Origin of the sequence: Desulfoplanes formicivorans (assembly GCF_001748225.1) — a bacterium.
In the GTDB taxonomy this organism is placed as follows: domain Bacteria; phylum Desulfobacterota; class Desulfovibrionia; order Desulfovibrionales; family Desulfomicrobiaceae; genus Desulfoplanes; species Desulfoplanes formicivorans.
In genome coordinates this window covers 1-25419 of sequence record NZ_BDFE01000010.1, presented here as the reverse complement: position 1 = coordinate 25419, position 25419 = coordinate 1, and the positions used below count along the sequence as shown (strand labels likewise).

18 protein-coding genes and 2 pseudogenes are annotated in these 25419 nt (G+C 49.6%); 12 read left to right on the top strand and 8 right to left on the bottom strand.

The annotated features are described in order from the left end of the window. Positions 1–102 precede the first annotated feature (102 nt). The 6 genes from DPF_RS04890 (at position 103) to DPF_RS04870 (ending at position 4991) form a co-directional block, all read left to right on the top strand. Positions 103–573, top strand: a complete 471-nt coding sequence (locus tag DPF_RS04890) for a LeoA/HP0731 family dynamin-like GTPase (protein ID WP_439951199.1) — start codon at positions 103–105, stop codon at positions 571–573. A gap of 190 nt (positions 574–763) precedes the next feature. Then, positions 764–1720, top strand: coding sequence for an AbiTii domain-containing protein (locus tag DPF_RS04885; protein ID WP_218069961.1), 957 nt, complete (start codon positions 764–766; stop codon positions 1718–1720). A 148-nt stretch (positions 1721–1868) separates the two neighbouring features. Further along, the gene (locus tag DPF_RS13705) at positions 1869–2318 is read left to right on the top strand and encodes a restriction endonuclease PLD domain-containing protein (protein WP_083254478.1); all 450 of its coding nucleotides are present in this window, start codon (positions 1869–1871) and stop codon (positions 2316–2318) included. Between the two features lie 138 nt (positions 2319–2456). Further along, a complete protein-coding gene (locus tag DPF_RS04875; RefSeq protein ID WP_069857762.1) occupies positions 2457–3017 on the top strand; it encodes a hypothetical protein in 561 nt (186 codons plus the stop codon). 99 nt (positions 3018–3116) lie between these two features. Beyond that, a complete protein-coding gene (locus tag DPF_RS13885; protein ID WP_141721059.1) occupies positions 3117–3842 on the top strand; it encodes a hypothetical protein in 726 nt (241 codons plus the stop codon). A gap of 225 nt (positions 3843–4067) precedes the next feature. After that, complete coding sequence (locus tag DPF_RS04870) at positions 4068–4991, top strand: hypothetical protein (protein ID WP_069857761.1); 924 nt, start codon at positions 4068–4070, stop codon at positions 4989–4991. Between the two features lie 433 nt (positions 4992–5424). Here the strand turns inward: DPF_RS04870 and DPF_RS13700 are convergent. Beyond that, positions 5425–6276 (bottom strand): annotated as a pseudogene (locus DPF_RS13700) (IS4 family transposase); the annotation flags it as partial. Between the two features lie 59 nt (positions 6277–6335). Further along, entirely contained in the window at positions 6336–6812 is a 477-nt protein-coding gene (locus tag DPF_RS13695; protein ID WP_083254476.1) for a transposase, read from the bottom strand. Positions 6813–6979: 167 nt separating this feature from the next. On the opposite strand from DPF_RS13695, the gene DPF_RS04860 reads away from it, so the two are divergent. After that, entirely contained in the window at positions 6980–7438 is a 459-nt protein-coding gene (locus DPF_RS04860; RefSeq protein WP_069857760.1) for a hypothetical protein, read from the top strand. A 153-nt stretch (positions 7439–7591) separates the two neighbouring features. Here DPF_RS04860 and DPF_RS13690 read toward each other — a convergent pair. From DPF_RS13690 to DPF_RS04840, 5 genes and pseudogenes are all read right to left on the bottom strand, one after another. Continuing rightward, positions 7592–7906 (bottom strand): annotated as a pseudogene (locus DPF_RS13690) (IS3 family transposase); the annotation flags it as partial. A 181-nt stretch (positions 7907–8087) separates the two neighbouring features. Further along, positions 8088–9140, bottom strand: coding sequence for a permease (locus tag DPF_RS04855; protein ID WP_069857759.1), 1053 nt, complete (start codon positions 9138–9140; stop codon positions 8088–8090). Continuing rightward, on the bottom strand, positions 9137–9514 hold the full coding sequence (locus DPF_RS04850; RefSeq protein ID WP_176724168.1) for an ArsR/SmtB family transcription factor: 378 nt from the start codon (positions 9512–9514) through the stop codon (positions 9137–9139). Before DPF_RS04850 ends, DPF_RS04855 begins: the two co-directional genes overlap by 4 nt. 154 nt (positions 9515–9668) lie before the next feature. Further along, positions 9669–10733 (bottom strand): magnesium/cobalt transporter CorA, encoded by a 1065-nt coding sequence (gene corA, locus DPF_RS04845; RefSeq protein WP_069857757.1) that lies wholly within the window; start codon positions 10731–10733, stop codon positions 9669–9671. Positions 10734–11440: 707 nt separating this feature from the next. Beyond that, entirely contained in the window at positions 11441–11848 is a 408-nt protein-coding gene (locus DPF_RS04840; protein WP_176724167.1) for a PilZ domain-containing protein, read from the bottom strand. A 489-nt stretch (positions 11849–12337) separates the two neighbouring features. Here DPF_RS04840 and DPF_RS04835 point away from each other — a divergent pair, with 489 nt between their 5' ends. The 5 genes from DPF_RS04835 (at position 12338) to DPF_RS04815 (ending at position 21780) form a co-directional block, all read left to right on the top strand. Then, the gene (locus tag DPF_RS04835; protein WP_176724166.1) at positions 12338–13171 is read left to right on the top strand and encodes a biotin--[acetyl-CoA-carboxylase] ligase; all 834 of its coding nucleotides are present in this window, start codon (positions 12338–12340) and stop codon (positions 13169–13171) included. Positions 13172–13226: 55 nt separating this feature from the next. Then, positions 13227–16913 (top strand): pyruvate carboxylase, encoded by a 3687-nt coding sequence (locus tag DPF_RS04830; RefSeq protein WP_069857754.1) that lies wholly within the window; start codon positions 13227–13229, stop codon positions 16911–16913. A 388-nt stretch (positions 16914–17301) separates the two neighbouring features. After that, positions 17302–20919, top strand: a complete 3618-nt coding sequence (locus tag DPF_RS04825) for a PEP/pyruvate-binding domain-containing protein (RefSeq protein WP_083254474.1) — start codon at positions 17302–17304, stop codon at positions 20917–20919. Positions 20920–21040: 121 nt separating this feature from the next. Then, entirely contained in the window at positions 21041–21481 is a 441-nt protein-coding gene (locus tag DPF_RS04820) for a C-GCAxxG-C-C family protein (protein WP_069857753.1), read from the top strand. Next, positions 21478–21780, top strand: coding sequence for a GIY-YIG nuclease family protein (locus DPF_RS04815; RefSeq protein ID WP_069857752.1), 303 nt, complete (start codon positions 21478–21480; stop codon positions 21778–21780). Before DPF_RS04820 ends, DPF_RS04815 begins: the two co-directional genes overlap by 4 nt. 131 nt (positions 21781–21911) lie before the next feature. Here DPF_RS04815 and DPF_RS04810 read toward each other — a convergent pair whose 3' ends face one another. Continuing rightward, positions 21912–24623, bottom strand: a complete 2712-nt coding sequence (locus DPF_RS04810; RefSeq protein ID WP_069857751.1) for an adenosylcobalamin-dependent ribonucleoside-diphosphate reductase — start codon at positions 24621–24623, stop codon at positions 21912–21914. Positions 24624–25419: the final 796 nt, after the last annotated feature.

Genomic DNA, 25419 nt, shown 5'->3' with positions numbered 1-25419 from the left:
TAATTTCGATAATATATACTAAATTTTGTATATTTTGTAAATAGTATAGGTAGTAATTTTTCGTTATTGTAGAGAGTTTTTGCAGTCAAATCAAATCAGGCGATCAATAAGACTGCTAAAGAAGGGATGAAAGTAGCATCGGGCAGTAACCTCCACAAAGCAGTCCTGGAGGTAGGACACTTTTTTGGCGTCAAATTTAAACCTTATCAAGCTATTAATATTACTGAAAAAATTGGCTCGGCTGCGAAGTTTATCGGGCCGGTTATGGCGTTAATCGGCGTAATCGTACAAATCAATGACGACATTCAACAAGAGAAACGCGCTGCAGACCTAATAGCTGCTAGACGCGATATTAGGAAGAATTATCGGGAAATATTTCTTGAGTTGAAAATTGAGTTTGTTAAACGTATGGATGAGTTATCAACATCTTTCTATACGACTGAAATTCGCCATGTTTCTGAAGCATTGCAAGACTTACAGAGCACATCAGAAGCGAATATTGAACAGCGGCAACAAATTGAAAAGGCGATATCTGAATTAAACAATCTGCGCGATAGATTGGTCCTTGGGTAGAGTTACGAACCTATGACTGATCCTGCTACAGACTTGAGGAGTCGGAGTTAAGCCACTATCCTGACAATCAACCAGGAGGAGTGGATGAGCAAAATTCGCAGGAGCTATGATGCTGAATTTAAACGGAACGCCGTAATGCTGCCGGACAAATTTTCCGTTGCGCTCCAAATTTGCCGCAGAGCGGGCCGTTATGCGTCTAGAAGTTCGGAAATCTTCAGAGGTAAAGAAAGTGCCTTTACTGCATGAAATTCAGGAATCAGTTGTTCAAGAAGGAGCCGATCTTGGTTCAATCCTTCTTAAGCTTAGGTTTCTCGCTTCTAGGCTTGGAAGCGATGTGCTTGAAGAGTGGGTAAAACATGAGTCCGAAGGCTATCCCAAGGACGTAGAAGTGCCACCCTATCGCATGGTTGGAGTTAGTTATAAAGGAACGTTTTCAGGGCCTTTTGGATCAAGAATTCAAAACGCACCTATTCCTACGCATCTTATCAAGCAACTTGCAGGGGATAGTTGGGTTAGAATTAAAATAAGAGAAAGCATTGCCGGAGTCGATGATCTGGTAAAAGGTAGTGCCGAAAGCGGCTCTCTGGGCATAGATGCTTCTAATTTAATCTTACTACTTCAAGGCAAATTCTATGTGAATTACGCTTGTAACTCTGTAAGCGGAACAATATCTAGAACTTCGTTAACTGAAATTCAACAAGCTGTTCGAGGGCGTATACTAGAATTAACTTTGGAGTTTGAAAAATCGATTCCCGCAGCTACGGAAGTCTCTTTTGGGGTATCTAAAGACACCGATACCAATTCGGAGAAAGTACAACAGATATCACAGCAGATAATTTATGGAAACGTAACTACAGCTGTGGCAGGAGGTCATGGTTCAAGCGTGTCAGTCAGCGTCAATGCGCGTGACGCATTATCATTTGTAAGGCATCTCGTAGAATCTGGAATTGCAGAAGAGGATGCGAAGTCTCTCGCAACGATACTTGAGAGTGAAGAGCCGGAAGGGGATCTAGAGCCATTTGGAGCAAGGGCAAAAGCCTGGATTGCATCTAATCTCAAGAAAGCGATGGATGGCACATGGAAGGCAGGCCTTTCAGTTGCAACAGCCGTCATTACAGAGGCAGCCAAGAAATACTACGGGCTATAGCCATGGCCCGCATAACAAGTGCATCAAGCCGACCAATTTTCCGCTGCCGCTCCAAATCGGCGGCTTATTCAAGGCGTTGTTGCCGGACGCTTCGCGCCGGCAACAAGCGGAGGTATCCGCGGGCCGTTAGAGCTCTTTAGGAAACAAAATGAAATTATTGTCTAATCTAACGAAACAAAATCATAGAAAGAGGATTGTAGAACTGATTTCTAAATCCGATCATATAGTGCTTTGTTCTGGATGGATGAAACGTGCTGGGTTGAAAAAAATACTACCAGCATTAGAGAATGCGAAACAAAAAAATAACGCAGTTATAACAATATACAGTAATAAAAAACATACTGATGAAGAATGCATTATCGCTCTGAATGATTTTAGACATATCGTAGTTGACGATATTTATTCTAAATATTTACATACTAAAATATACTATTTTCAAGCAGAAAATAACTTTAATGCCATCATTGGTTCTGCCAACATAACTCACGGTGGTTTAGTTTCAAATGATGAGCTATCAGTCGAGATTTCAGGACTTATAGGAAGTAAAGAGCATCAAGATATATCTAGTTACTTAGAACAACTGGAAAAGTATGCATAAAGCAATCCATAACAAGATAATCAATTGGACGCATAACGGTTGTCATCGTTTTTGCAAAAGAAAAAGCCGCAAAAACAACACCAACCTACACGCCAGTTATTAGGGCGTTAAATTTCAGGGCCAAACTATCGAGGATCAATGGACATATTAACTTTTTTATCTGAGATTATTCGGTCGGTGGCTTGGCCCGTGACTGTGGTTATTCTCGTTGTTGTTCTGCGAAAACCGGTTGTTGAGCTTATCCCCTTCCTCAGGCGCCTCAAATACAAAGAACTTGAGCTAGAGTTCTCGCAGCAGGTCTCGGAGTTAAAAGCTGAAGCTGAATCGATTTCTCGGACACATCCGGAAGGGCAAGGTCAAATTTCTCCGAGTTCTAATCGCATCCTTAATCTCGTTTCCTTTTCTACCCGCGCGTCCATCATGGAAGCGTGGCTGGAGGTGGAGTCTGCGGCTATCGCTGTGGCAAGTTCCTTCTGGAATCAGCCTCCGAGTGATGTGATGAAAAATTATCCAAAACTCGGTGAGTATCTCTTGCACCTCAAGGTTATCAATGAAAAACAGCTGGATATATTTAATACTCTGCGGAAACTTCGCAACAAGGCAGTACATGCCGAGGAGTTGGAGCTGAACGAGAAAGACGCAAGATCTTATGTCCAACTGGCATTAGACCTGGCTGAACATATCAGAAATGCACAATAAAATTTAACAAGCCGCGTAAGTCGGACGTCCCTGACGGCCCGCGGGTACCATTCGCTTATTGCTCGGCGTGAAGAGCCTCACAACAAGCGGATCGAGCGGATGTCCACAGGTCCAAGTAAACTTGAACCAGCGGCCACCGCTCATCTGCGGGCCGTTAAATCTTTATACCAGTTTCATCAATATGTCTTAGGTGAATTCTTTATGAAAATATGTGCAATTTCTCCTTTTGAGCTGGCATCAAAGCATGAAATTATCGCGTTTATAAAAAAAATTAATCATGATCTAGTAATTCTTCCTGGAAATTCATCTAATCATCCGACAATAAAAGAAATTCAAAAAAACATAAATTCTATAACCAAAGTTTTCGTAGAAATTGGCAACGGAAAGTTAGCTTCAACCCCTTGTTTAGTATCGAAGATGAACGTAATTAAAATGCCATCTCAGTTATTTGCACAGAATCCTACCTCTCATGATGTAGACAATCTAGTTTCTATCTGGTCAAAGAGAACTATAAAGGTAAATGGTAAGCAGATCTCATTTGCCATATGTGGGGAAATAGATGCTTTTCATAAAGATGGGTATGTAAAATACAATCAGAATTTACCTTTTGAAATACTAATAAATCCGACCCATACTATTCGAGGAAGGTGGAACCATCTTGGTCCTAAACTTTCAAATCTGTCCAAAGGCACTGTCGTAGTTCATGTAGCAAATAATGATAGAAACCATCATTGTCTTAGTACCAATGTTAGAATTTATGAAGATTCTCAATTGTGTCCTCAATATCAATCTGTGAACCTTTCTTGGGCCGAGTGTAAAATTTAACAAGTACATCCAGACGACCACCTTTGGCGGCGCCTGATGTAAGCGTTGTTGCCGGACGCTTCGCGCTGGCAACAACGGCCCGTGGATACCATCCGCTTGTTGCTCGGCGCAAAGAGCCTCACAACAAACGAATCGAGCGGATGTCCACAGGTCCAAGTAAACTTGCCCCCGCGGCCACCGCTCATCCGCGGGCTGTTATATGCACAAAATGATTAGCAGAGTGAGATGGATTATAAAACAGGCATTTTGATTCAAGAAGACCAAATAGACACCATCAAATCAAATGAAATCAATTTTAAATGGTGCTCTGCGAAACTAATGAAATGCGATCAGGTCAGTGAGCTCAGCTATCCTAGTAGTAATGGATACGAAATCATTCTATTCGCAAAAAACATGTATATTGTCGAGCAAACATTACGCTTGATTTTTGCATCCTATTATTTAATAAATTCTACTCCACATTTTGATTTGGATGAAAGACTCCCTTCAACAAAAACAGCGCTCGGGATAGATCATATCGACAATTCATGTTTTCCAATCCATGGTTTCGCGAGAGCACTGGAAATCGCGAGAAAAGCTTCGTTTTCTATAAAACAACAAACTGTAATCTATAAATATAAACTCGCCTGTACAATTCATGCAAATAATTCTTATCAGCTATCACCGGAAAATGAAATCGTAACTAAAAATGAATATTTCCTTGATGATTACATTCGCTACGCAAATAATATTGTAAATTTCTATTCAATATTGGAAGAATTAGAATTAGGAATCAACTTAAAGAAAGGCCAGCAGTCATTTAAAGACGGAAAATGGGATCAGAATGTTTTAGATGAGTTACGAACTCGACTCAAGATAAAAAACATTAACTATAATGAACCAATACTATGGCTGAGAAGATCAAAGCGAATGACATTGGAAGAAAAACGAAGAGTAAAAATTTTATACCAACCAGATTGGGCAAGAAATGAAAATCGTGACTCTTATATCGCTATTGAAGATGCCATAGATTTCCTGAGAGTAATCAGAAATAAGGTTGCTGCTCATAACATAAAAAAGGAAGCTCGCTCAATAACAGTTTATGATGTCGAAAATGCTAATAGGTTAGCAAAAAGAGTTATTCTAGAAAATTTGAAATTATGGAAATGAAAAAGAAAATGGTATATAACAAGCGCTTCAACCTGATAAATCCTTTGTCACGGTTTTTGAATGTCTTCGCCATCAAAAACGCGTGCCAAGCCCTTCGGGCCGGATTTGCAGGTTAAGCGGCCGTTGTTGCTCGGCGCAAGGAGGCGGCAGTGGATCAGTAGTCATCACTCAGGCACAGACCAGAACAGAAAATGCCCTTAAATATCGAATGAGAGCTGTTTCCCGAGCAAATCAAGTTAATATGGAATGGAAAGATTGCTCACAAGCCTTCCACAAAGAAATCGTGAATGTCTTGTCGAACATCATGTAGCGAAAGAGGAGTATATCAAATGGCCAAGGACGAGTTAGAGTTTTTTTTTGGAAAATGACTTGAGGAAAAAAATCACCGCAGGGATCAGGCCAAAAATCGCAGTGATTTACTCGACTTTCGGGGTTAAGCGTTAGCAATTAAATGCATGTTTTTATTGATAATAAACGGTTTTTCGCTGATAAAACTATCCAAATTTTCTTGAATCATTTCCAAAATTTTGTTGCGGATATTCGCGGGTACTGCTTTGATTTTATGAAGATTTTCTACGATTTCGCCGAGAATTCTGCTGAGTGCCTCAATTAAGGTACAGTCCACAGCTTCCTCGCAGAAGTGATGGAATAGGATACCCAGAGTTCTTGGATCGTCTGCCCGACGTTTTTCTATACTGAGAAAGATATATCTAGGCATTACAATGCTTGTGTGAGCGATGAGCGCATCAAAATCCCTGCTCTGGCATCCTTTTTCCAATTCAAGATGCTGTTTGGCCGTACGGAAGAAAACTTCAATATCCCAGCGCCGACCGTAGATACGCACAATTTCTTCATCCGGAAGATTTTTATCTGTACACAGTAATGCAAGCCAATCTTTTTTGCTCCGGTTGCGGACAAAAACCAATTTTGCCGTGCCTCCATCTTTCATCTGAACTTGAGCTTTGGCGAGAACTTTCGCTTTCCCCCGTCGTTTTCTGATTTTACGATAGATTTGAATCGCGTTGAGTTCTTGTCCCTCGAAGATATAATGAATTTTTGGGGTCCGTTTGACCATGCAGATGACATCTAAATGCTTGCGAGCTTTGGCAATCAAAGATGGCACTCCGAACCAGCTGTCCATAAGGACATATTTTGCATTGATTCCAGCACGTAATGCTCTTTCGATCATAGGGGTAATCAGACCTGTGGCCTTGGTCACAGCCTCTTGTCGTCTTCTGGCACCGCACGTTCGCTTATCCAGATTTTTAGCAGCTTCTTGGTATCGATTTTTTTTGTCGACGAGAGAAGGGCAAAATCAAGAGGTAGTAGTGTCGATCCGTTAGACTAGGCCATGGTGAGCATTCTGAAACCCTTCAGGTACCTCCCTGTTGTGTGATCAAAAACTTTGGCCAAAAGCTCAACACTTTTTGACCTGGGACGTGATATTGTTGAATCATCAAAGATAAGTACTGGATTACGTGCCTTACTCGTCAATTCATCAATCATTTCATGAGACTGAATCCCCAAGGCCAAAAGAAATCTTCTCCAGCTAAAACGACTTGAACGAAGAAAGTCATATATTGCATCTTTACTAATTTTACGTTCTGGATTGATTACAATAATTCGATAAATATTTTTTCCTACAAACGGAAGTATAAAAATGCTTTGGAGTATGGAGACGGCTGAATATCCTTTTGATTTTTTTATTTGAGAGTTTCGGGCAATACTTGCGATGCGAAATCTCTTGAAAAACGAGTCAATTCGGTGACTGCATTCATTCCTTACAACTTGCAAATCAATGGCTTTAATTGTAGGTTGCATCTGAGATCCTTGTTTTTTGTTTTCTATTGTGTGGAAACAACAGAAATACTAAATTACAAGGATCTCTTCAAGTAAAAAAATCAATCATTTCAGCGTTTTTGTTTTATTTTTCAAAGTAAAATAAACCCCGAAAGTCGAGTAATTTAAACTAATTTAGGGAGGTTATAGTGAATAATTATAAAATTGAAAATTATGTTGATAATAAATGTGTTTTTTTTGAAGTAAATGATCTTGATGAATCAATAAAGAATCAAATTGAGGAAATTTTACAGAATGAAAATTTAACTTTATTTAGGTTTGAAAACAATGGATTCTATGTAGACCTCGATAAAGATGGCGATTTCATCCCGAGCGCAATTAGTAAAAAAAATGAAGATGAACTAATTAAAATCATAAATAAGAAATATTTAAATGGTGAAGATCGTGAAAAAGTTTTATTCGGTTTCAATAATGCTGGTAATCTAAATATCGAGAAAGATTGGACCGATACTTTAGAGAAGAAAGGGGAAGATCTCTATCTGCAAGCATTTTATGAAGAGTATTATAGAATTTTACGTAGGGATGTAGAACCCGAAATAATTCAACGTGTACAAAAAATTTTGGACTGTGTACTGCCTCAAAAATAAAATGACCTCCGCTTCGGTGCTACGAAAGTCTCAAATTTTTAAGGCTCCGTAGCACCAATACCGGGATTTTCCTCCTGGCTTCACCGCCGCTGACGATCAGCTAATGTCCAAGTACTAAACATCTGATCCTGCAACAGTTTAGTGGATACCCAGTTAAGCCACTCGCTGTGTGACCTGACGGTTTTCGTATTCAAATGGCGACATCCACCCGTTTGCGGAGTGTCGTCGTCTGCGATTGTAATAGGCTTCAATGTATTGGAAAATGGCTAATTCGGCCTCTCTTTGGGTTGAAAATGTATGATGCCGGATGAATTGAGTTTTCAGGGTATGAAAGAATGATTCTGCGACCGCATTGTCCCAGCTGTTTCCTTTACGACTCATGCTTTGAATACAGCCATTTTGTTCAAGAATTTTTCGAAATTCTTTGCTGGCATACTGGATTCCACGGTCGCTATGAACAAGAAGGCCATCAGCGGCTGCTAAACCCTCCCATGCGTCAGAAAAAGAGCCGGCTCCGACCCCGGAGCATTTGCTCAAAGACCCCTACGTCCTCGAATTCCTCAATATACCCGAGGATTTCAGGTTGCGCGTGCAGACCTTCGAATCAGCCCTCATCGACAACCTCGTTGGATTGCGGGCACCGGCAGCGTTAGTGCTGATGACTGCAACATCCGCCCCGGCAATCATGGCCTGATCGAATTTTGGTTATTAGTGTGTGGACGAGCAGGATGAACAGAACAGTTCCTGCAATGATGTTGAGTATGCCATGCCCGTGTTCGGTTGTCTGAGCCAGCCAGGACAGAGGATCGAGGCCCAGGGAGCGGTAGAGCGCATCGGCTCCCAGTCCGAAGAGGATGGCAACGGTGATGATGCTTGCAAGATACAGGGCTGCGGACCGTTTGCCGAGAAGTTTGGCCACCATGGCAATGGAGGCCGCATTGGTTGCCGGACCTGCCAGGAGGAAAACCAGAGCCGCGCCCGGAGAAATGCCCTTGAGGGCAAGGGCGGCAACAATGGGCGTGGAAGCTGTGGCGCACACATAGAGCGGGGCCGCTACGACGACCATGACCAGCATGGGGAGCACTCCCATGCCCAGATAGGTGGTCACCAGATCGGGAGAAAGAAATACCGTGATCACTCCGGCAATGACAATGCCGATCATGAACGATCCTCCCACATCTCCCAGGACATCGTTGAAGGCAAATCGTTGGCCGTTGAGGAATCGCTTCCAGGCCGGGGGACGGATTTCTCCAAAGGGTTTGAGGGGTGGGGCCGGCGCAGGGGTCGTGTCCTTATCGAACAGGTTGATGCCGATGCCCGTTGCAACGGCCGTGACAAAGGCGGCCAGGGGACGAAGGATGGTCATGATGGGATCGAGCAGGGCGTAGGTGATCATGATGGAATCCACTCCGGTCTCCGGGGTGGAAATGAGAAAGGAGGCCGTGGCCCCCTTGCTTGCTCCCTGGCGTCTGAGACCGGCAGCTGCCGGGATGACCCCGCAGCTGCACAGGGGCAGGGGAATGCCGAACAGGGCCGCCTTGACCACGTTGGATGTGCGGTTTTTGCCCAGTTGTTCATGCACAATGGTGCTGGGAACAAAGGCCTTGAGCAATCCGGCCATGAAAAAACCAAACAGCATAAAAGGGGCTGATTCCAGAAAAACATCAAGGGCGGACAGGAAGACAGAAAAGAGGATGTTCATGGTGTTTCGGGGGAAAGGGTTGGGGAGCAATGGGTCCCGTGCTCAAGGGCCTGGACGAGGAGACTTTGAACATGTTCGTCATCCAGACGGTACATGACCATGCGTCCCTGTTTTTTGGAGGCAACAAGCCCCTGATGCCTGAGTATGCGAAGTTGGTGGGAAACCGCTGACACGGTCATGCCCATGACCGAAGATAGATCACACACGCAGAGTTCTCCATGCCGCAGGGCCAGGAGAATGCCCAGGCGAGTAGGGTCGCCTAGGGTGGCGAACAGGGAAGCGATCCGTCTGGTTTGTTCTGGGGTGGGCATGTTTTGTTGGGCGCGGGCAATGGAAGCGGGATGAAAACAGCGGGCTTGACAAACGGTGTCCATGAGAAACTCCTGATAGTTGAACATGTGAATATCTGTTCAAATATTCAGCCACGTTTCTCTTGTCAACAAGAAAGGCTTTTTTCTTGTTGGTGCGCCATCCCCTGGCCATGTAATGCAGATCAAAGGTTTGGGGGAGCGCCCTGGCCTGGGAGCATTACAGCCAGTGTTTTTTCTTGAAGTAGGCCAGCATGGCGACAGCTATTCCCCCCATGATCCCGAGAATGACATAATAGCCGTGTTTGAAGTGCAATTCCGGCATGCTTTCGAAATTCATGCCGTACACCCCTGCGAGAAAGGAAAGGGGAATGAACATGGTGGCAAACATGGTCAGAAATTTCATGGTTTCGGAAAGTTTGTTGTTCATGACCATGTTATAGCTGCTCAGGTGGTCGCTGAGCATTTCCCTGTATATGTCCACGGCGTCCATGGTCTGCTCGACCATGTCTGCGAGATCTCGCACAAAGGGTTGGGTTGCTGCGGACACAAGTTCGCTTTCTGTTCGAACCATCCTGAGAACGATTTCCTTGGCAGGATACACGGCCTTTCTGACGTAGGACACTTCTCGTCGATAGATATTGATCTCCTCCAGCAGTTCCGAGGAGGGGTCCTCCAGTATCTCTTCATCAAAGGCTTCGATGCGTTCCCCCAACACCTCCACTGCCTTGAGATAGTTTTCAAAAATGCAATCGAGCAGGGCATAGAGCAGATAGTCGGGACCTGAGTTGCGCAATCTTCCACCGGCATTCTGCAGCCGGGTGCGGACCGGATCAAAAATGTCCCCGGGTTTTTCCTGAAACGTGAGCAGACAGTTGTCCTGGAGGATCGCGCTGAATTGTTCAGACTGAATCATGGTGTGATCCCTGTCAAAAAACAGCATTTTCAACGTGACAAAGACAGATTCAGAAAATGCTTCGAATTTCGGTCGCTGTCCCGTGTTGACCACATCTTCGAGAACGAGACTGGGCAGGTTGAATAGTGAACCGAGTGTGGTCATCAATCCGGCGTCATGGAGGCCGTCGATATTCAGCCAGCAGCAGGGCTCTCCAGCCTGTGGAGGGGTCATGCCCTCCATGTCCGGGAAAAATGCGTCATGCAGGGTGGATGCGGAATAGTCGATTTTCCTGATGCGGGGCCTGTCGATTTTTTGTTGTCCGATAAAGACCGGAGAACCAGGGGTTCGCCCCAGTTGTTGATCCCGTTTTTTGAGAAATCTGGCCATGCCTCGCCTCCCGTTCGTATGAAAGTACAGACAGACTGCAGCTGTTTGTTGTTTTGGAGCATGCGGGGTACATAGCCTTTTTGTCGTGTAAAGAAAACCCGATATTTCTGAAATGCTTGCGTTGTTGAAGTTCGAAACTGGTGGGCCTCCCTGTTGGTCACAACAGTGCGGATCATGACCTTCCCCGGATCGCATGGCCATTGATCTTTAAGGCCGCGGACAGCCTGATCCCGCATATTCACGATCGCGTGGAGTCTTTGCCAGGCAAGCCGGTTTGCAAGGAACAAGAGGAGCTCGTGAGATCGTGGCCGTGTCCTGCAACAGGATCATAAGGCGGTTTGCCTGGGGCAGGGAGTGCACAGAACGGGTGGCCATGAGTCGGCAGATCCCCTTTGATGGGGATATCGGAGCAAACCGTACAGAGGATAGCGCATTCTGGCCGACAGCGTTCCTGGAACTTTTGTCAAAGCAAGGAAATTTAATGTGGCGAAGTGATTGTGAAAAAGGGTAAGCAGTTGTCGGGATCAGCCTTGAGAAACGGATCAGGCGGATGCCTTTGTGGAGTCTGATTTTTTCCGGAAGGGTCGAACCGACCAGGTTCCCGTTCAGGCTCGTGTCTTTGTCCCAGGTGCTTGTGGGGAGCGAACAGGACATGGCCCGGAGTGCATGACATGATTTGTGGTGGCGGTGGGGCGGTGACAGGCGCGTCAAGGCGTATTGAGCAACAGGTGCGTCTGCAATTGCTGATAGCTGTGCAGTTCGGCCTCCTGAAAAACAGCTCCGATAATGGTGCCTTCGGCGCGTGTTTCAAACCGGCGTGATGCGCACTTGATGATGATGGGTTCATCGGATTGATGGATCTTGAACAGAATCTCGAATTTGTTGTCGTCGTCGGGGCGTAGGCGGCACTTGCAATTTCTAGGGATGCGGATACGGATCCCCCCCAGGGACAGGTCCTGGATTTCGCCCGAGTGGTAGTAATAATTGGTTTTGCTTGTCCCGTGGATGATGATCGGTATCTTCTCTTTCTTTCTGGGATATTTTCTTTGGTCTTCCACTTGTTTCTGCTGGCTGGCAATGGTTTGTGACAAAATGGTTTCGATCAGGAATGACATGGTTTGTTTCCGGGTTTTGGCCATTTCCATAAGCGCATTTCGAGTCGCATCGCTTGTTCTGAAACATATTTTGGCTGTTTTTTTCATGGTCTGCGCTGTAGAAGGGCCTGATTCATGAGTTGAATGTTGGCTGGGGACAGGATGCATCCTAGTGCGTGACATGTTTCCTTTAGGAAAAAACATGCCATCTGGTAACAGCTCGGATTGCTTGCGTTTTTTTGTATCAAAATGCGGGCGTTCCGGTATTAGAAGACGAAAAAGAGTGTTTTTTCTTCATGTTGTCCGGTAAACAAGGAAGATGAGGGGCCAACGGGCAGGCGTGTGGCAACGGGCATGAATGCGGCCGACCGTCCTGTTTATGACGTCAGGCCGGATATCATGCTGTTTATGGGCCGATCATGTCCATTGGTGGAAAAGTGCTGGGCCTTGTATGGTTTTTGGGGCCAGTTGGAACATCTATTAACGCATGCAGGAGGCTCGGAGGCAAAGATGCGTATCCTTGCGGCCCAGACCGCCCTGAAGGACATGGCTACCCCCTATGAAGGTCATGACCTTCAGGGGTTGTGTTCTCGCGTGGACACGGGACAAGGCGAGGCCATCCATGTTTTTGGCGCCTGTTCCTCCACCCTTGATGTGGCCTGGGAATTGATCCAATCCGGCACGTTTGCGATCTGGGATTCTGTTGTGGCCTCGTCCCAATGGGCTGGACGCGGACAGACCCGCCGGAGATGGCTGTCTCCGGCAGGCAATCTGTATGCCGCCTGGAGATGGCCCGTTCCTCCACAAGCATGGAACACGCTGGTGCCCCTCATGGTCGGTTGGGGGATCAGGGATTTTTTCCACCGGCTCGGGATAGAGCTGCGTATCAAGTGGCCCAATGATCTGTTGCTGGAAGGGCGCAAGGTGGGCGGTATTCTTGTGGAGGAGCGCAAGGGGGCTCTTGTCGTGGGGGTGGGGCTCAACGTGACCTGGTCTCCCGATCCAGGGGAGATGCGGGCGGAAAGTTCCATAACCGCAGGAAACCTTTCCGGATTATTGTCCGATGCCAACAGCCTGGAGCTATGGGCACAGCTTGTGTCCCGGGTACGTTTCTGGTATGAAAAAACCCTTGCCTCGTGTACTCCTGCCGAATTCGTTTCGTTGCTCGAGCCGTGTCTGGCTTTCATGTATCATCATGTTCAGGTCGTAAGTGGGGATGGTCGTCATCTTGCCCGTGTGATCGGATTGCAGGAAGACGGCGGCCTTGTTCTTGATCGCCAGGGGCAAAGGGATATTCTCTATTCCGGCAGCATCCTTCCCCTTGACGAGGGGCAACCCTTGTAAGAATCAACCACCGAATCCGTCGCTACACCAACTAGGAACCGGAGTCGCCAGATCCATGACACAAACAACCTTTGAAAACGTTGCAGCCCAACTGAAGGGAAAAAAGATCCTTGTTGCCAATCGGGGAATCCCCGCGCGACGGATCGTCCGCTCCATCAAGGAGGTCTTCGGGGCCGTGCCCATCATGACCGCCACGGATGTGGACAAAACCGCTCCTTTTACCACCTGTGCGCAGGAATTGTTGCTTCTGGGCGAAAACCCCCGGGCCTATCTGGACGTGGATTTGATTATCGCCAAGGCCAAGGCCAGAAAGATCGTGGCCATCCATCCGGGTTGGGGCTTTGCCTCGGAAGACGACACCTTTCCCCAGAAATGCAAGCAGGCCGGGATCGTTTTTATCGGTCCCTCCAGCGAGGCCATGCGGCTTCTGGGAAACAAGGTCGAGGTGCGTCGTCTGGCCCAGAAGCTCGATATTCCGGTCGTTCCCGGTTCCGAAGGTGCCGTGAGCATTGTCGAGGCACGGGAGATGGCCCGGGAAATGGGTTTTCCCATCATGCTCAAGGCCGAAGGCGGAGGCGGCGGGCGGGGCATTTATGAAGTGTTTCGCGAGGATCAGCTCGAAGACGCCTTTACCAAGGCGTCTGCACTGGCCCAGGCCTCCTTTGGCAATCCCAGACTGTATATCGAGCGTCTTCTCACGTCCATCCGGCACATTGAGATTCAGGTCATTGCCGACAGTTACGGCAACGTGTTTGCCTTTGATGAACGGGACTGCACGATCCAGCGCAATCATCAAAAACTCATCGAGATCACGCCTTCGCCCTGGCCTGCCATGAACGAAGAGCTCCGGTCCAGACTCAAGGAATATGCCGTCAAACTGGTTCGGGAAGTCGGTTATCAATCCCTGGCCACGGTGGAATTTCTGGTGGACCAGGATCTCAATCCCTACCTCATTGAGGCCAACACCCGGCTGCAGGTGGAGCACGGCATTACCGAATGCCGCTATGGTATAGATCTGGTCGAGGAACAAATCGCAGTTGCTTTCGGGGCCAGGCTGCGTCTGAACGATCAGAATACCCGTCCTTCCAATACGGCCATGCAGGTACGGCTCAATTGCGAAGACCCCCAGAAGAATTTTGCTCCCAATGTCGGGACCATCACCCGGTATCTTTCGCCGGGTGGGCAGGGCGTCCGCGTTGATTCGTGTATTTCCGGCGGGTATGAATTTCCCTCCCAGTATGACTCGGCCGCATCTCTTCTGATCGCCTATGGCAAGACCTGGCCCAAGGTGCTCGGGGTCATGGCCCGGGCCTTGGGCGAGTACATCATCGGCGGGATCAAGACGACCATTCCCTTTCACGCCAAGATCATCCATCATCCTGATTTTATCCGTGGAGAATTTGACACCAATTTCGTGGCCAAGACCCCGGAGCTCATGAGCTATCAGGATGAAGAACCCGAGGCCCTGCGACTTTCCCGTCTGGTGGCCGAGATTTCCGCCAAGGGATACAACCCGTATGTGAAGCTTGGCGATTATCGGAACAAGGGAGATAAGTGCCTGGGTGCCTTCAAACCGGTGCTTCCCCGCATCGAGACCGAGTATCACTCCTCACCCTATCCCCGGGGAGATAGGGATGCGATTTTGGATTTTGTCCGTGATTCCGGGTATATTCATTTCACAGATACCACGACAAGGGATATCACCCAGTCCAATAGCGGGAACCGTTTCCGGCTGGCCGAAGACAGGATGGTCGGGCCTTACCTTGATAATTGCGGATTTTTTTCCCTTGAGAACGGGGGAGGTGCCCATTTCCACGTGGCCATGCTGGCCAACATGACCTATCCGTTTTCCGAAGCCGAGGAATGGAACGAGTTTGCCCCCAAAACCCTCAAGCAGATCCTCATCCGTTCCACCAACGTGCTTGGGTACAAACCCCAGCCCAGAAATCTCATGCGTTTGACCGGCGAGATGATCTGCGAACATTACGATGTGATCCGCTGTTTTGATTTCTTGAACCACATCGAGAACATGCGGCCTTTTGCCGAAGTGGTCCTCGGGTCATCCAGAAACATTTTCGAGCCGGCCATTTCCCTGTCCTGGGCCAAGGGGTTTGATGTCCCCCATTATCTCGGCGTTGTCGAAGAAATCCTTGCCATGACCGCTTCCGTCAGCGGCCTTTCACCGACCAAAGTTCAAAAGAAGATTATCCTGGGGCTCAAGGATATGGCCGGTGTCTGCCCTCCCCGGTTCATCCGCGAACTGGTGGCAGCCATCCGCAAGACCTGGCCGGACCTTGTGGTGCATTATCACCGTCACTACACGGATGGTCTGTTTGTTCCGGCTGTGGGCGCGGCAGCCCAGGCTGGTGCACACATCGTGGATACGGCCATCGGGGCTTCGGTGCGCTGGTACGGGCAGGGGGAAGTGCTGTCCACGGCCGCGTATCTTGAGGATGAACTCGGCCTGAAGACGAATCTGAACAAGGAAATGATTCGGACCTGCGGGTTCGTGCTCAAGCAGATCATGCCTTATTACGACAAGTACACGGCTCCCTATTTCCAGGGTATCGACTATGACGTGGTCAAACACGGCATGCCCGGGGGCGCCACCTCTTCCTCCCAGGAAGGGGCCATGAAACAGGGCTACATCCATCTTTTGCCCTATATGCTCAAGTTTCTCGAGGGAACACGACAGATCGTCCGGTATCACGATGTGACCCCAGGCTCCCAGATTACCTGGAATACCGCATTTTTGGCCGTGACGGGTGCCTTCAAAAACGGCGGGAAAAAAGCCGTGCGCAGGCTGCTCAATGTTCTTGATGCTGTGGTCAACACCCCCGAAGCGTCCCTGTCCGAGGAGATCAAACGCGAACGTCTCGGTATTTACAAGAACTGCAATGATGCCTTCAGAAATCTTCTTCTTGGCAAATTCGGACGGCTTCCCCTTGGGTTCCCTGACAGATGGGTCTATGAAAGTGCTTTTGGCCAGGATTTTGAGCAGGCCCTTGTGGAGCGCACGGAAAATTCGCCTCTGGCAACCCTGCCGGATCTGGACGTGGAGGCCGAACGCAAGGCTCTCGCCGAGCACCTTGAGCGCGATCCTTCAAACGAGGAGCTGGTCCTCTATCTGAACCATCCTGGCGATGCCCTGAACACCTTTGATTTTGTCCGGAAATTCGGGGATGCCAATCTGTTGCCCCTTGATGTCTGGTTCGAAGGGCTGGATACGGGCAGGGAGCTTTATTTCCGGGATTCCCAGGGCAAGCATCATCTTCTGACCATTCTGGCTGTTTCCGAACCCGATGCCCGGGGCAACAGTGTTGTCCGATACACCCTGGATTCCGAATTCTTTTCCCATCAGGTCAAGGTGGCCGAGGCCACGGGAGTGGATGAGGATGCCTTTGAAAGGGCGGACAAGGACAACCCGTACCATGTTGGTTCGCCCAGCAATGGGGACCTTTGGGTCATGCAGGTTCAGCCGGGAGACATTGTCAAACCTGGAGAGGAATTGTTCAATATCTCCATTATGAAACAGGAAAAAGCGGTTTTTTCCCGGGTTGAAGGGATGGTCAAGCGGGTTCTCAAGGTGGCTTCGTACCAGGAAGACCGGAAAATGGTGCCGGTCCATGAAGGCGAGCTTTTGGTGGAATTGATGCCCATTCCCCGACGATGCCCCACCTGCAAACATCCTGCTGTACGCGATGAGGACAAATTCTGTTCTTTTTGCGGTCAGAAACTCTGATCAGAACTGGCTGACAAAGGGCCGGAAGTGGGCATGCTTCCGGCCTTTGCACTTTTTGTGGAATTTTCCCGGGGTGCATGACATGGCCGTTTGCCCAAAGGGAAGGAAGATGGTCTGATTGTTTGAAAAAGTTGTCTTTATTTGAGTAGGTTGTCCTTAAATGATGTTTTCCTGTTCCCGGTTGGATTTTTATTTGCATCTCATTGTCAATCCAGCCTGGAGAGCACTTAAAGCCCCGTCCGATAAGAATTTGTTGACGGAAGCTGTGAAAAATGACTAATTTACAAGACCTTGTTACTGAATTGTGTGTTCGCTGATTACTATATGATTTCAATGCGTTAGAAGCGTTAAGCCCGAAGATTGTCACGACCCGTCAGGAGGAAAGAAAATGGCAAAGACTCAGGAAAAGATTTCCGAGAATGCACCGGCTCGGGAAAAGAATTCCGAGGTTCCCAAAAAGGCAACTCAAAAAGGGGCATCCAAAAGCGCCCTTGCGAAGATCAAGGAGCAATTTGTTCTCAATGGTCAGGATATCGTGACCATTGGCCCGGATGCTGAACTGCTTGTGGGCGGCAAGAATTACAATACAGCCATTATCAGTACCATCGAGAATATACGTGCTCCCCAGTTCAGGGCCATTTCCTCCAAGGCATTTCATGTTGTTCTCGACTCCACCAAGGTCAACGCCGCAGCGGTCAGGGCCATTGTGGACAAGGAATACGACAGCATTGACTGGACAGATCAGGAAATCAACAAGGATCCGGATTTTCTCCAGAATTTTGTTCGCAAGGTGGCCAAGAAACTCAAGGCCAAGAATCGCCATGAGGACGGGACCACTCGGTTGCGCACCTTTGTGAACAATGTGGTGGAAGGGTTTGCCACCTCTCCCGAGGGTATTGATCAACTTCGCAAACGATCGGTTCTGGTTCAGGTGGCCATTTTGTCGGTGGATCTTCCCCAGGAAGTGGATGAGGCGGTTCGGTCGGCCTATCGGGACATCTGCAAAGAGGCCGGGCTCGAAAGCGTGCCCGTTGCCGTGCGTTCTTCCGCAGCAGGAGAGGATAGCCGGAACAAGGCCTTTGCCGGTCTTCAGGACACCTATCTGAATATTGTCGGCGAAGCCCATGTGGCCGAGGCATACCACTGGGACTGTGCTTCAGCCTACAACCTGCGCAGCATGACCTATCGTCGCGAATCCATTCTGGACGCCGTGGCCAAGGCTGAACAGACAGGTGATGAGTCCATTGCCATCCAGGCCAAGCAGGAATGGTCCATCGAGAACACTTCCCTGTCCGTATGCATCATGCGTATGATCAATCCGGTCATTTCCGGCACGGCCTTTAGCGCGGACACCTCCACCGGGTGCAGGGGCACTGATCGCAAGGATCTTGTTTCCATTGACGCCAGTTACGGACTTGGAGAGGCTGTTGTCAGCGGCATGGTCACGCCTGACAAATTTTATGTGTTTCAGCGGGATGACGGGCAGGAAGTGGTCATCCGGTTCATGGGGTGCAAGGACAAGAAGATCGTGTACGACGATTCCGGCATCGGAACCAAGGTGGTCGAGGTTCCCGAGGAAACCGCCTGTCGGTGGTCCCTGTCCCTGGCCCAGGCCGAAATGGTGGCCAAGGGGGTGCGCAGCATCAGCCAGGCCTATGGCGGCATGATCATGGACTCGGAATTCTGCATCGACAAATGGGATCGTCTCTGGTTTGTCCAGGCCCGTCCTGAAACCAGATGGAACGCCGAACTTGAAAAGCATCCTTCCAAGATTTTCATGCGTCGCATGGAGGTTAAGCCCGAGGCCCTCAAAACGGCGGAAGTCGTATTGCAGGGGAACGGGGCCTCCCGCGGTGCGGGTCAGGGAACCGTGCGTTTTTTGCGTTCGGCCCTGGAACTGAACAAGGTCAACAAGGGTGATATCCTGGCTGCCGAACGGACCGATCCGGATATGGTTCCGGGGATGCGCATTGCCTCCGGGATCATGGCCGATGCTGGTGGCGACACCAGTCACGCGGCCATTACCTCGCGTGAATTGGGTATCCCGGCCGTCATCGGCATCAAGCGCTTGGAGATTCTGCGGACTCTTGATGGACAGGAGGTCACGGTCGACGGGTCCAGAGGATGCATTTATCGGGGTCTGGTTCCCATGGAGGAAGTCGGTGGAATCATTGATGTGGCCGAACTTCCCGAAACCAAGACCAAAATCGGACTCATCCTGGCCGATGTGGGGCAGTCTCTTTTCCTGTCCCGGTTGCGCAATGTTCCGGACTTCGAGGTCGGTCTGCTCCGGGCCGAATTCATGCTCGGCAACATAGGGGTGCACCCCTTGGCTCTGGAGGCCTATGACAATGGAACCCTTGATGCCATTGTGGAACAGAAACTCTCTGAAATCGACCAGGACCTGACCAAGGTGCTCAAGGAGCAGCTTGATGCCGGAGTCGTTTCCATTGATTTCAAGCTCAGAAAGTACGTGGGCATTGTCACCGGTTTGGCCCAGGAGATGGAAGAACTGTCCAATGCTTCAGGCCTCAAGGGGACGGATGAGGTGCTGGCCATCCACCGCCAGATTCGGGAGCTGGACAAGAAGATGGATGACCATCTGGAAATGGCTACCCAGCGTCTGGATATTCTCAAGACGTCCAAGGATCTTCGCGAGCATGTCAAGGCCATCATGGGCTTTCTTGATCCCAAGGACCTCGGGTTTGTGGATCCTGATGAAGAGCGCAGATCCCGGGAGATTAATGAACGGATTACTTCCATTGTGGAGCGGATTCAGGATGATCCCTATGTGGTCGATCTTTTGAACCGGATCAGGGCGCTGCGAGAGGATGTGGCCCGCAAGGTCGGGTTGCAGCGCGAAATGAATATGCTTGAAACCCTGTCCGATCGGATCCGAAAGGTGCTGGTTGCCAGGGGATACAGAACGGGTAAGGAACTTTATGTGCAGACCCTGGCCCAGGGGTTGGGGCTGTTTGCCATGGCCTTTTACGGCAAGAGCATCATCTACCGGACCACTGACTACAAGACCAATGAGTACCGGAATCTTCTGGGCGGCATCCTTTTCGAGTTCCAGGAAGACAACCCCATGCTCGGCTTCCGTGGGGTTTCTCGGAACATCCATGACTGGGAGCTCGAGGCCTTCAAGCTGGCAAGGGGCGCTTTTGGCGGGCGCAATCTGCACATCATGCTTCCCTTTGTCCGGACCATTGAGGAAGCCAGAAGTCTCAAGAATTATCTGGCCCAGGTGCATAATTTGCGGTCGGGAGAGGATGACCTCAAGGTCATTCAGATGTCCGAAATTCCGAGCAATGCCATTCTGGCCAAGGAATTCATCAAGGAATTCGATGGATTTTCCATCGGTTCCAATGACATGACACAGCTTGTACTCGGAACGGACCGTGACAATTCCAGGCTCCAGCACATCTATGACGAAGAGGATCCCGCGGTTGTCTGGGCAATACTGACAACCATCTTTACGGGGCAGAAGTACGGGAAAAAGGTCGGCTTTTGCGGGCAGGGCGTTTCCAACAGCAAGATCATACGTGGTCTTGTGTGTGTGGCCGGCATTGTTTCGGCTTCCGTGGTTCCGGATACCTATGACCAGACCAAGCGCGATGTGGCCGCCATTGAACAGGAAAACATCTCTGTTGCAGAGCTGGGTTCGTGGATCAAGAAACAGCACCTTGAACGGGTGCGCGGCTTGCTCCAAAAGGAAGGGTACGGCCATATCCTGAAAAAATACGTTACTCCCGAGGACCTGACCGAGTGGTTTGACGGGGAAAATGCCCGTCTCATGAACCAGCTGCGGGATAACCTTGGATCCTCCCAGGAAAACTTTTACCGGCAGGAGCTCGAAAGCTTCAGGGCCGTGTTCCATAAACCCATTATCTATGCTGCCTGGGACTGGAACCAGACCGTTGAGGATGCTTTGCATCAGGGTGGATTTGCCACCTTTGAGGAACAGCGTCTGGCCATGGAAGAGCAGCGAAAAAAGGTCTGGTAACGACCTGAAACCAAGTAATGACATCATGATGCAATAACAAAAAAACGGTCTCTGCTGGGGCCGTTTTTTTTGTTGTGCCAACAGGCTCGTAGGGCGATCATCCCTTCAGGGTACAGGCTGTATGGATCAAAAAGAACTCATTCAAAAACGCATTTCGGTGTATTATTGGCAGGATGATATCAATTGTGCGGCAGCCTCCCTCAAGGTTCTGGGAGAGATTTGTAATGTGACGATTTGCGATCAGGTCATTGATGCGGCCACGGGGATGCACGGGGCCGGGGAATATGGCGCCCAGTGCGGGCTGGTTGAAGGACCGCTCATGTTTCTTGGGATATGGGGGAGAAACAGAAGACATGCGGATCGCGAGATTGCCGGGTGGTGTCATGCCTTTGCCCGTCAGTTCGAGGAGCGCTTCCATTCCCTCCTGTGCCGGGAATTGCGACCCAGGGGATTTGGCCCCCATAATCCGGGCCATCCCTGCGAATGTTTGACCTGCAACGCCATTGCATTGGCCGTTGAGTTTGTCGCGGCCCTTGATGGCCGCAAATACCACGTATCATGACCGGACAAACATGGCATGTATACATGCTTCGGTGCAGGGACAACTCCCTGTACACGGGCGTGGCCCTTGATGTTCTCAAGCGGTTTGAGGAACATTGTACCGGCAAGGGGGCCAGATGCACCAGGGCCAAGGGGGTGCGTGAACTGGCCTATGCCGTGGCCCTGTTCTCCAAATCCCAGGCCTATGCCGTGGAATACAGGATAAAGCGGCTGGCCAAGTCATCCAAGGAGCAGATCGTCAGGGAACAATGGAATGCCCGGGAGCTGCTCGAGTACCTGAACCTCTCCTCAACAAGATGAGGAGCAAGGCAGCAACAGGAAAAGGTTGCTTCCCAGAGGACTCAAGGGATCGTGGTGGCGTTGATTTGTACCAAAAAAAGGACCGGAGTGGGTAACTCCGGTCCTTTGCGTTTTTGAAGTGTTTTGTTTGTCTATCCGCAGGTGGTGTACCCGCATGCCTTGCAGATCTTGCAGCCCCCTTCGGGTACATAGGCATTTTTGCCACATTCCGGGCAGGGATCGCCAAGGCCCTTGGAGACAATGGTCTGGTCATCCATGTCCAGGGATACATAGTGGCGCAGTATGCGGGCGATGATGGCGGCCGCGTCGATAATATTGTAGCTTGAGCGGTCCAGCTGGGTGATGATCCGATTGATGGGCATACCCACGCGAAGGAGCAGGCTGGCCAACCGGGTAATGGTTTCCCACAGGGAGTATTTTTCCTGGAAAACCTGTTCATTGTAGATCCCGTTGATATCACCGGCTTCCTTGGGGAGCTTGACGAAAATTTCAATGGGTTTGCCTGATTCGTCCAGGGAGACAATGATGTACATCTTGGATCCCTTCCACATAACCCGGTGGCGTTCGGCCATTTCAATATCCTTGAGTTCCCGTTCCACCAGGGTGGGATTTTGACCGAGCATGGTGGGCTCGGCATCCTTCTTGTCTTCCTTCTTGCCCAGCACTCCTTTTTTACAGCCGTTTCTGAAGATGGTTACCCCTTTGAGTCCATGTTTCCAGGCTTGGAGATAAATCTGGAAGATGACTTCCTTGGGGGTTTCTTCGGGAAGGTTGATGGTCGAGGAGATGGAGCTGTCCGTGAATTTCTGGATGGCGGCCTGCATGCGGATGCGGTCCATGTAGTCGAGCTCGTCGGCCTGGACATAGTTGAGTTTTTCCTTGAGCTCCTGAGCTGTGTACCTGCCGAACAGCTCTTCCTGGTTGGTTTCAACCATCCATTTGAGCGGTGGCATGTGCGTGAATTCGAAAACCTTGCCCGCTTCAAGCCGTGTTTCCCGCGTGTAGCTGAAGAGGAAAACCGGTTCAATGCCCGAGGTGCAATTATCAGACATGATGGAAATGGATCCTGACGGGCCCACCGTGTTGAATGCCGTGTGTCGGAGGCCATGGGCAAGGATGCGTTTTTGCAATTGCGGAGGAAGTTGCAGGTTGGTGATATACGGGCATTCCAGAAAGCGTTTCCGGGCGGCCTTGTCCTTGAGGGCGGGGACGCATCCCAGTTGCTGGGCGATGTCGGCACTCACCTCGATTTCGGAGATGGCCTTGAGCCTGAGGATGTCCTCTATGAAGCTGATGGATTCTTTGCTGCCGTAGCGCATATTCAGCATGGCCAGCATGTCACCAAGCCCGGTAAATTCAATGCCGATGCGTTTGCCGTACCGGTCGGCTTCGCGGTGCTCTTCAAGGGGATGTTTGTCCTGATTCAGATCGGACATGGTGTCCATGAAGGCTACTGTCAGAGCAATGTCGTTTTTGAAACGTTCCGTGTCGAACCGGGCTTCCTTGGTGAAGGGATTGTTTACGTATTGATGCAGCACCATGGCGCCGAGCAGACAATTGTTCCAGTAGCCCAGGCTCTGTTCCCCGCAGGGGTTGGTGGACATGGGCTTGAGGCGTTGAGGATCAATATATGTGCCGGGCGTCATGCGCTGGGTGGTATCAAGATACAGGATGCCGGGGTCGCCTGACTGCCAGGCGGACGCACTGATTTCCTCAAGAAGTTCGCGGGCCTTGATGGTTGAGTAGGGTTTGAGGGGGAGGCCAAGGTCTTGCCAACGGCTGTAATCACCATCCCACAACGTGTTATAGACGGATCGAACAGGATCGAAAATTTCCGATGATTTTTTGCGACGTCGGGACACGGAAAAAATCAGTTGGCCCTGGGGAAGGGCTGCAAGGTCCTCGCCCGAGGGAAGATCCGGTTGGACAGAGAGGGTATGATTTCTGGCCTGAACCGCAGTAACTTTGTAGACGATTTCGGCTTCGATCCGGTCATCCACCTGGGGATCAAGGGCCGCAAACACCTCGGGGTGAAGCTGCAGGGTGGATGCATCCACGACCGTTGCCGAGATGCGGGTACGTTCCGGAAACACAAAGGTCCAGTCGAGATCCTCTTCCACGGCGTGCATGAATGCGTCGGTAACCTTGAGGCTGATATTGGCACCAAACACATCCTGGGTCTTGCCCGTGAGGGAGTCGACACCGAAAATTTCCTCGGGTTTGCTTTTGCTCCAGATGAAGCGGCGGGTGTCGGGATGCCGGATGTCCAGAGAGATCATCAATGCGCCCCGTCTGCCGTTTTGGCCAATGGTATTGGTCAGTTCACTGAAAAGGGGCATGAAGCTGACCGCGCCCGAAGAGCTGACCGCTGCGTTGTTCACGGGGTCGCCAGCCGGACGAAGAATGGTGATGTCGATCCCGCTTCCTCCACGGTAGGAATAGGTCCGGGCCAGTTTCTTCTGGGCTTCGAAAATGCCTTCCAGGGAATCGGATTCGATTTTGGCCAGATAGCAGTTACTCAGGGAACATTTGCTGTGTTCATTGCCCAGACCGCTTAAAATGGAACCGGCCGGAATGAACCGGCCTGCTTGGATCATTTCGCAGACCTGCTGGTTTTTTTCCTTGTCGAACCGGGAATATTTCAGGAACTCCCGGCACAATCGGTTTCTGACGTCCGTAAAGGAATGTTCCTGCAACCGGCCCTTGCGATCGCGGATCTGATATTTTTTGGAGCTGACTGATTCCTGGAACCGGATGTGTTCCTCAAGAGCCATTTTGGCAGATTCGCGGGTGATAAGAGGTTGTTGCGGCTTGCTTGTTTTGTGAGATGGGTGATCAGTCATGCTTGTATTCCAGGCTGAGGTTACGTGAGAAATTGTATGACAAAACCACGGCGAAGCTGAGAGCAGGGGACCGCATCGGGTCGCCACCACCGCAGCGTATGGCCTTGTTGCTCGTAGAACAAAAAGAAAAGTAATGCATACACGCAAACGCCTGTTGAAACAAGGGGCAAGATGTGTGCATTTCCACGTTGTTTATGAATGAAAAGCTGGCGGGATGGAGATTGTGTCTTGGAAAAGGAAATGTGAATATGGGCTTCAATGACAGGATCGTGATAGGGAAGTCCGGCTTCATGGGAAAAACGTGTGAAAAAAGTGTTTGACAAAGTCCGGGTCCGCACATAGAAAGCGCATCTCTTGACGCGCTGGCGGGGTAAAGCCCCGGGCCATGTGCGGTCAAGGACTTGAAATAACGGGATATAATGTATTCATTTCCGACCATGATGGTTCATGTCATGCTTGCTGTTTTCCGGGGCGTTCGGAAGAAACTCCCGCAAGAGGCATAAAGATGTTGACAGCCATTCGGGGCTTGGATAGATACTCCCACCTGCCGCGTTGACCATGACGCGGCTGTTTTTTGACTGGCAGTATGATGATCTTTGAGGTATAAAGACGGTTTGCAGGTTCGTTGTCAGGCTGGAGCGGATTGAACGGATTTTGTTCAAATCAATCCAAAAAGTCATTGACAGTGAATGGGGTGTCGGGTAGATACTCTCTCCTCGTCGCGACCGGAGTCATGGGGGCGGCGAAGAACATTGCAGATACGATCTTTGAGGAAAAAACTTGTTGACAACCGGAC

Coding starts and splice junctions, on each gene's coding strand:
- DPF_RS04810 (WP_069857751.1), bottom strand. CDS start 24,623: ATGACTGATCACCCATCTCACAAAACAAGCAAGCCGCAACAACCTCTT.
- DPF_RS13705 (WP_083254478.1), top strand. CDS start 1,869: ATGAAATTATTGTCTAATCTAACGAAACAAAATCATAGAAAGAGGATT.
- DPF_RS04830 (WP_069857754.1), top strand. CDS start 13,227: ATGACACAAACAACCTTTGAAAACGTTGCAGCCCAACTGAAGGGAAAA.
- DPF_RS04870 (WP_069857761.1), top strand. CDS start 4,068: ATGGATTATAAAACAGGCATTTTGATTCAAGAAGACCAAATAGACACC.
- DPF_RS04825 (WP_083254474.1), top strand. CDS start 17,302: ATGGCAAAGACTCAGGAAAAGATTTCCGAGAATGCACCGGCTCGGGAA.
- DPF_RS04840 (WP_176724167.1), bottom strand. CDS start 11,848: ATGTCATTCCTGATCGAAACCATTTTGTCACAAACCATTGCCAGCCAG.
- DPF_RS04815 (WP_069857752.1), top strand. CDS start 21,478: ATGACCGGACAAACATGGCATGTATACATGCTTCGGTGCAGGGACAAC.
- DPF_RS04835 (WP_176724166.1), top strand. CDS start 12,338: ATGCGTATCCTTGCGGCCCAGACCGCCCTGAAGGACATGGCTACCCCC.
- DPF_RS04875 (WP_069857762.1), top strand. CDS start 2,457: ATGGACATATTAACTTTTTTATCTGAGATTATTCGGTCGGTGGCTTGG.
- DPF_RS13885 (WP_141721059.1), top strand. CDS start 3,117: ATGTCCACAGGTCCAAGTAAACTTGAACCAGCGGCCACCGCTCATCTG.
- DPF_RS04850 (WP_176724168.1), bottom strand. CDS start 9,514: ATGGACACCGTTTGTCAAGCCCGCTGTTTTCATCCCGCTTCCATTGCC.
- corA (WP_069857757.1), bottom strand. CDS start 10,733: ATGGCCAGATTTCTCAAAAAACGGGATCAACAACTGGGGCGAACCCCT.
- DPF_RS04855 (WP_069857759.1), bottom strand. CDS start 9,140: ATGAACATCCTCTTTTCTGTCTTCCTGTCCGCCCTTGATGTTTTTCTG.
- DPF_RS13695 (WP_083254476.1), bottom strand. CDS start 6,812: ATGCAACCTACAATTAAAGCCATTGATTTGCAAGTTGTAAGGAATGAA.
- DPF_RS04885 (WP_218069961.1), top strand. CDS start 764: ATGCGTCTAGAAGTTCGGAAATCTTCAGAGGTAAAGAAAGTGCCTTTA.
- DPF_RS04820 (WP_069857753.1), top strand. CDS start 21,041: ATGGATCAAAAAGAACTCATTCAAAAACGCATTTCGGTGTATTATTGG.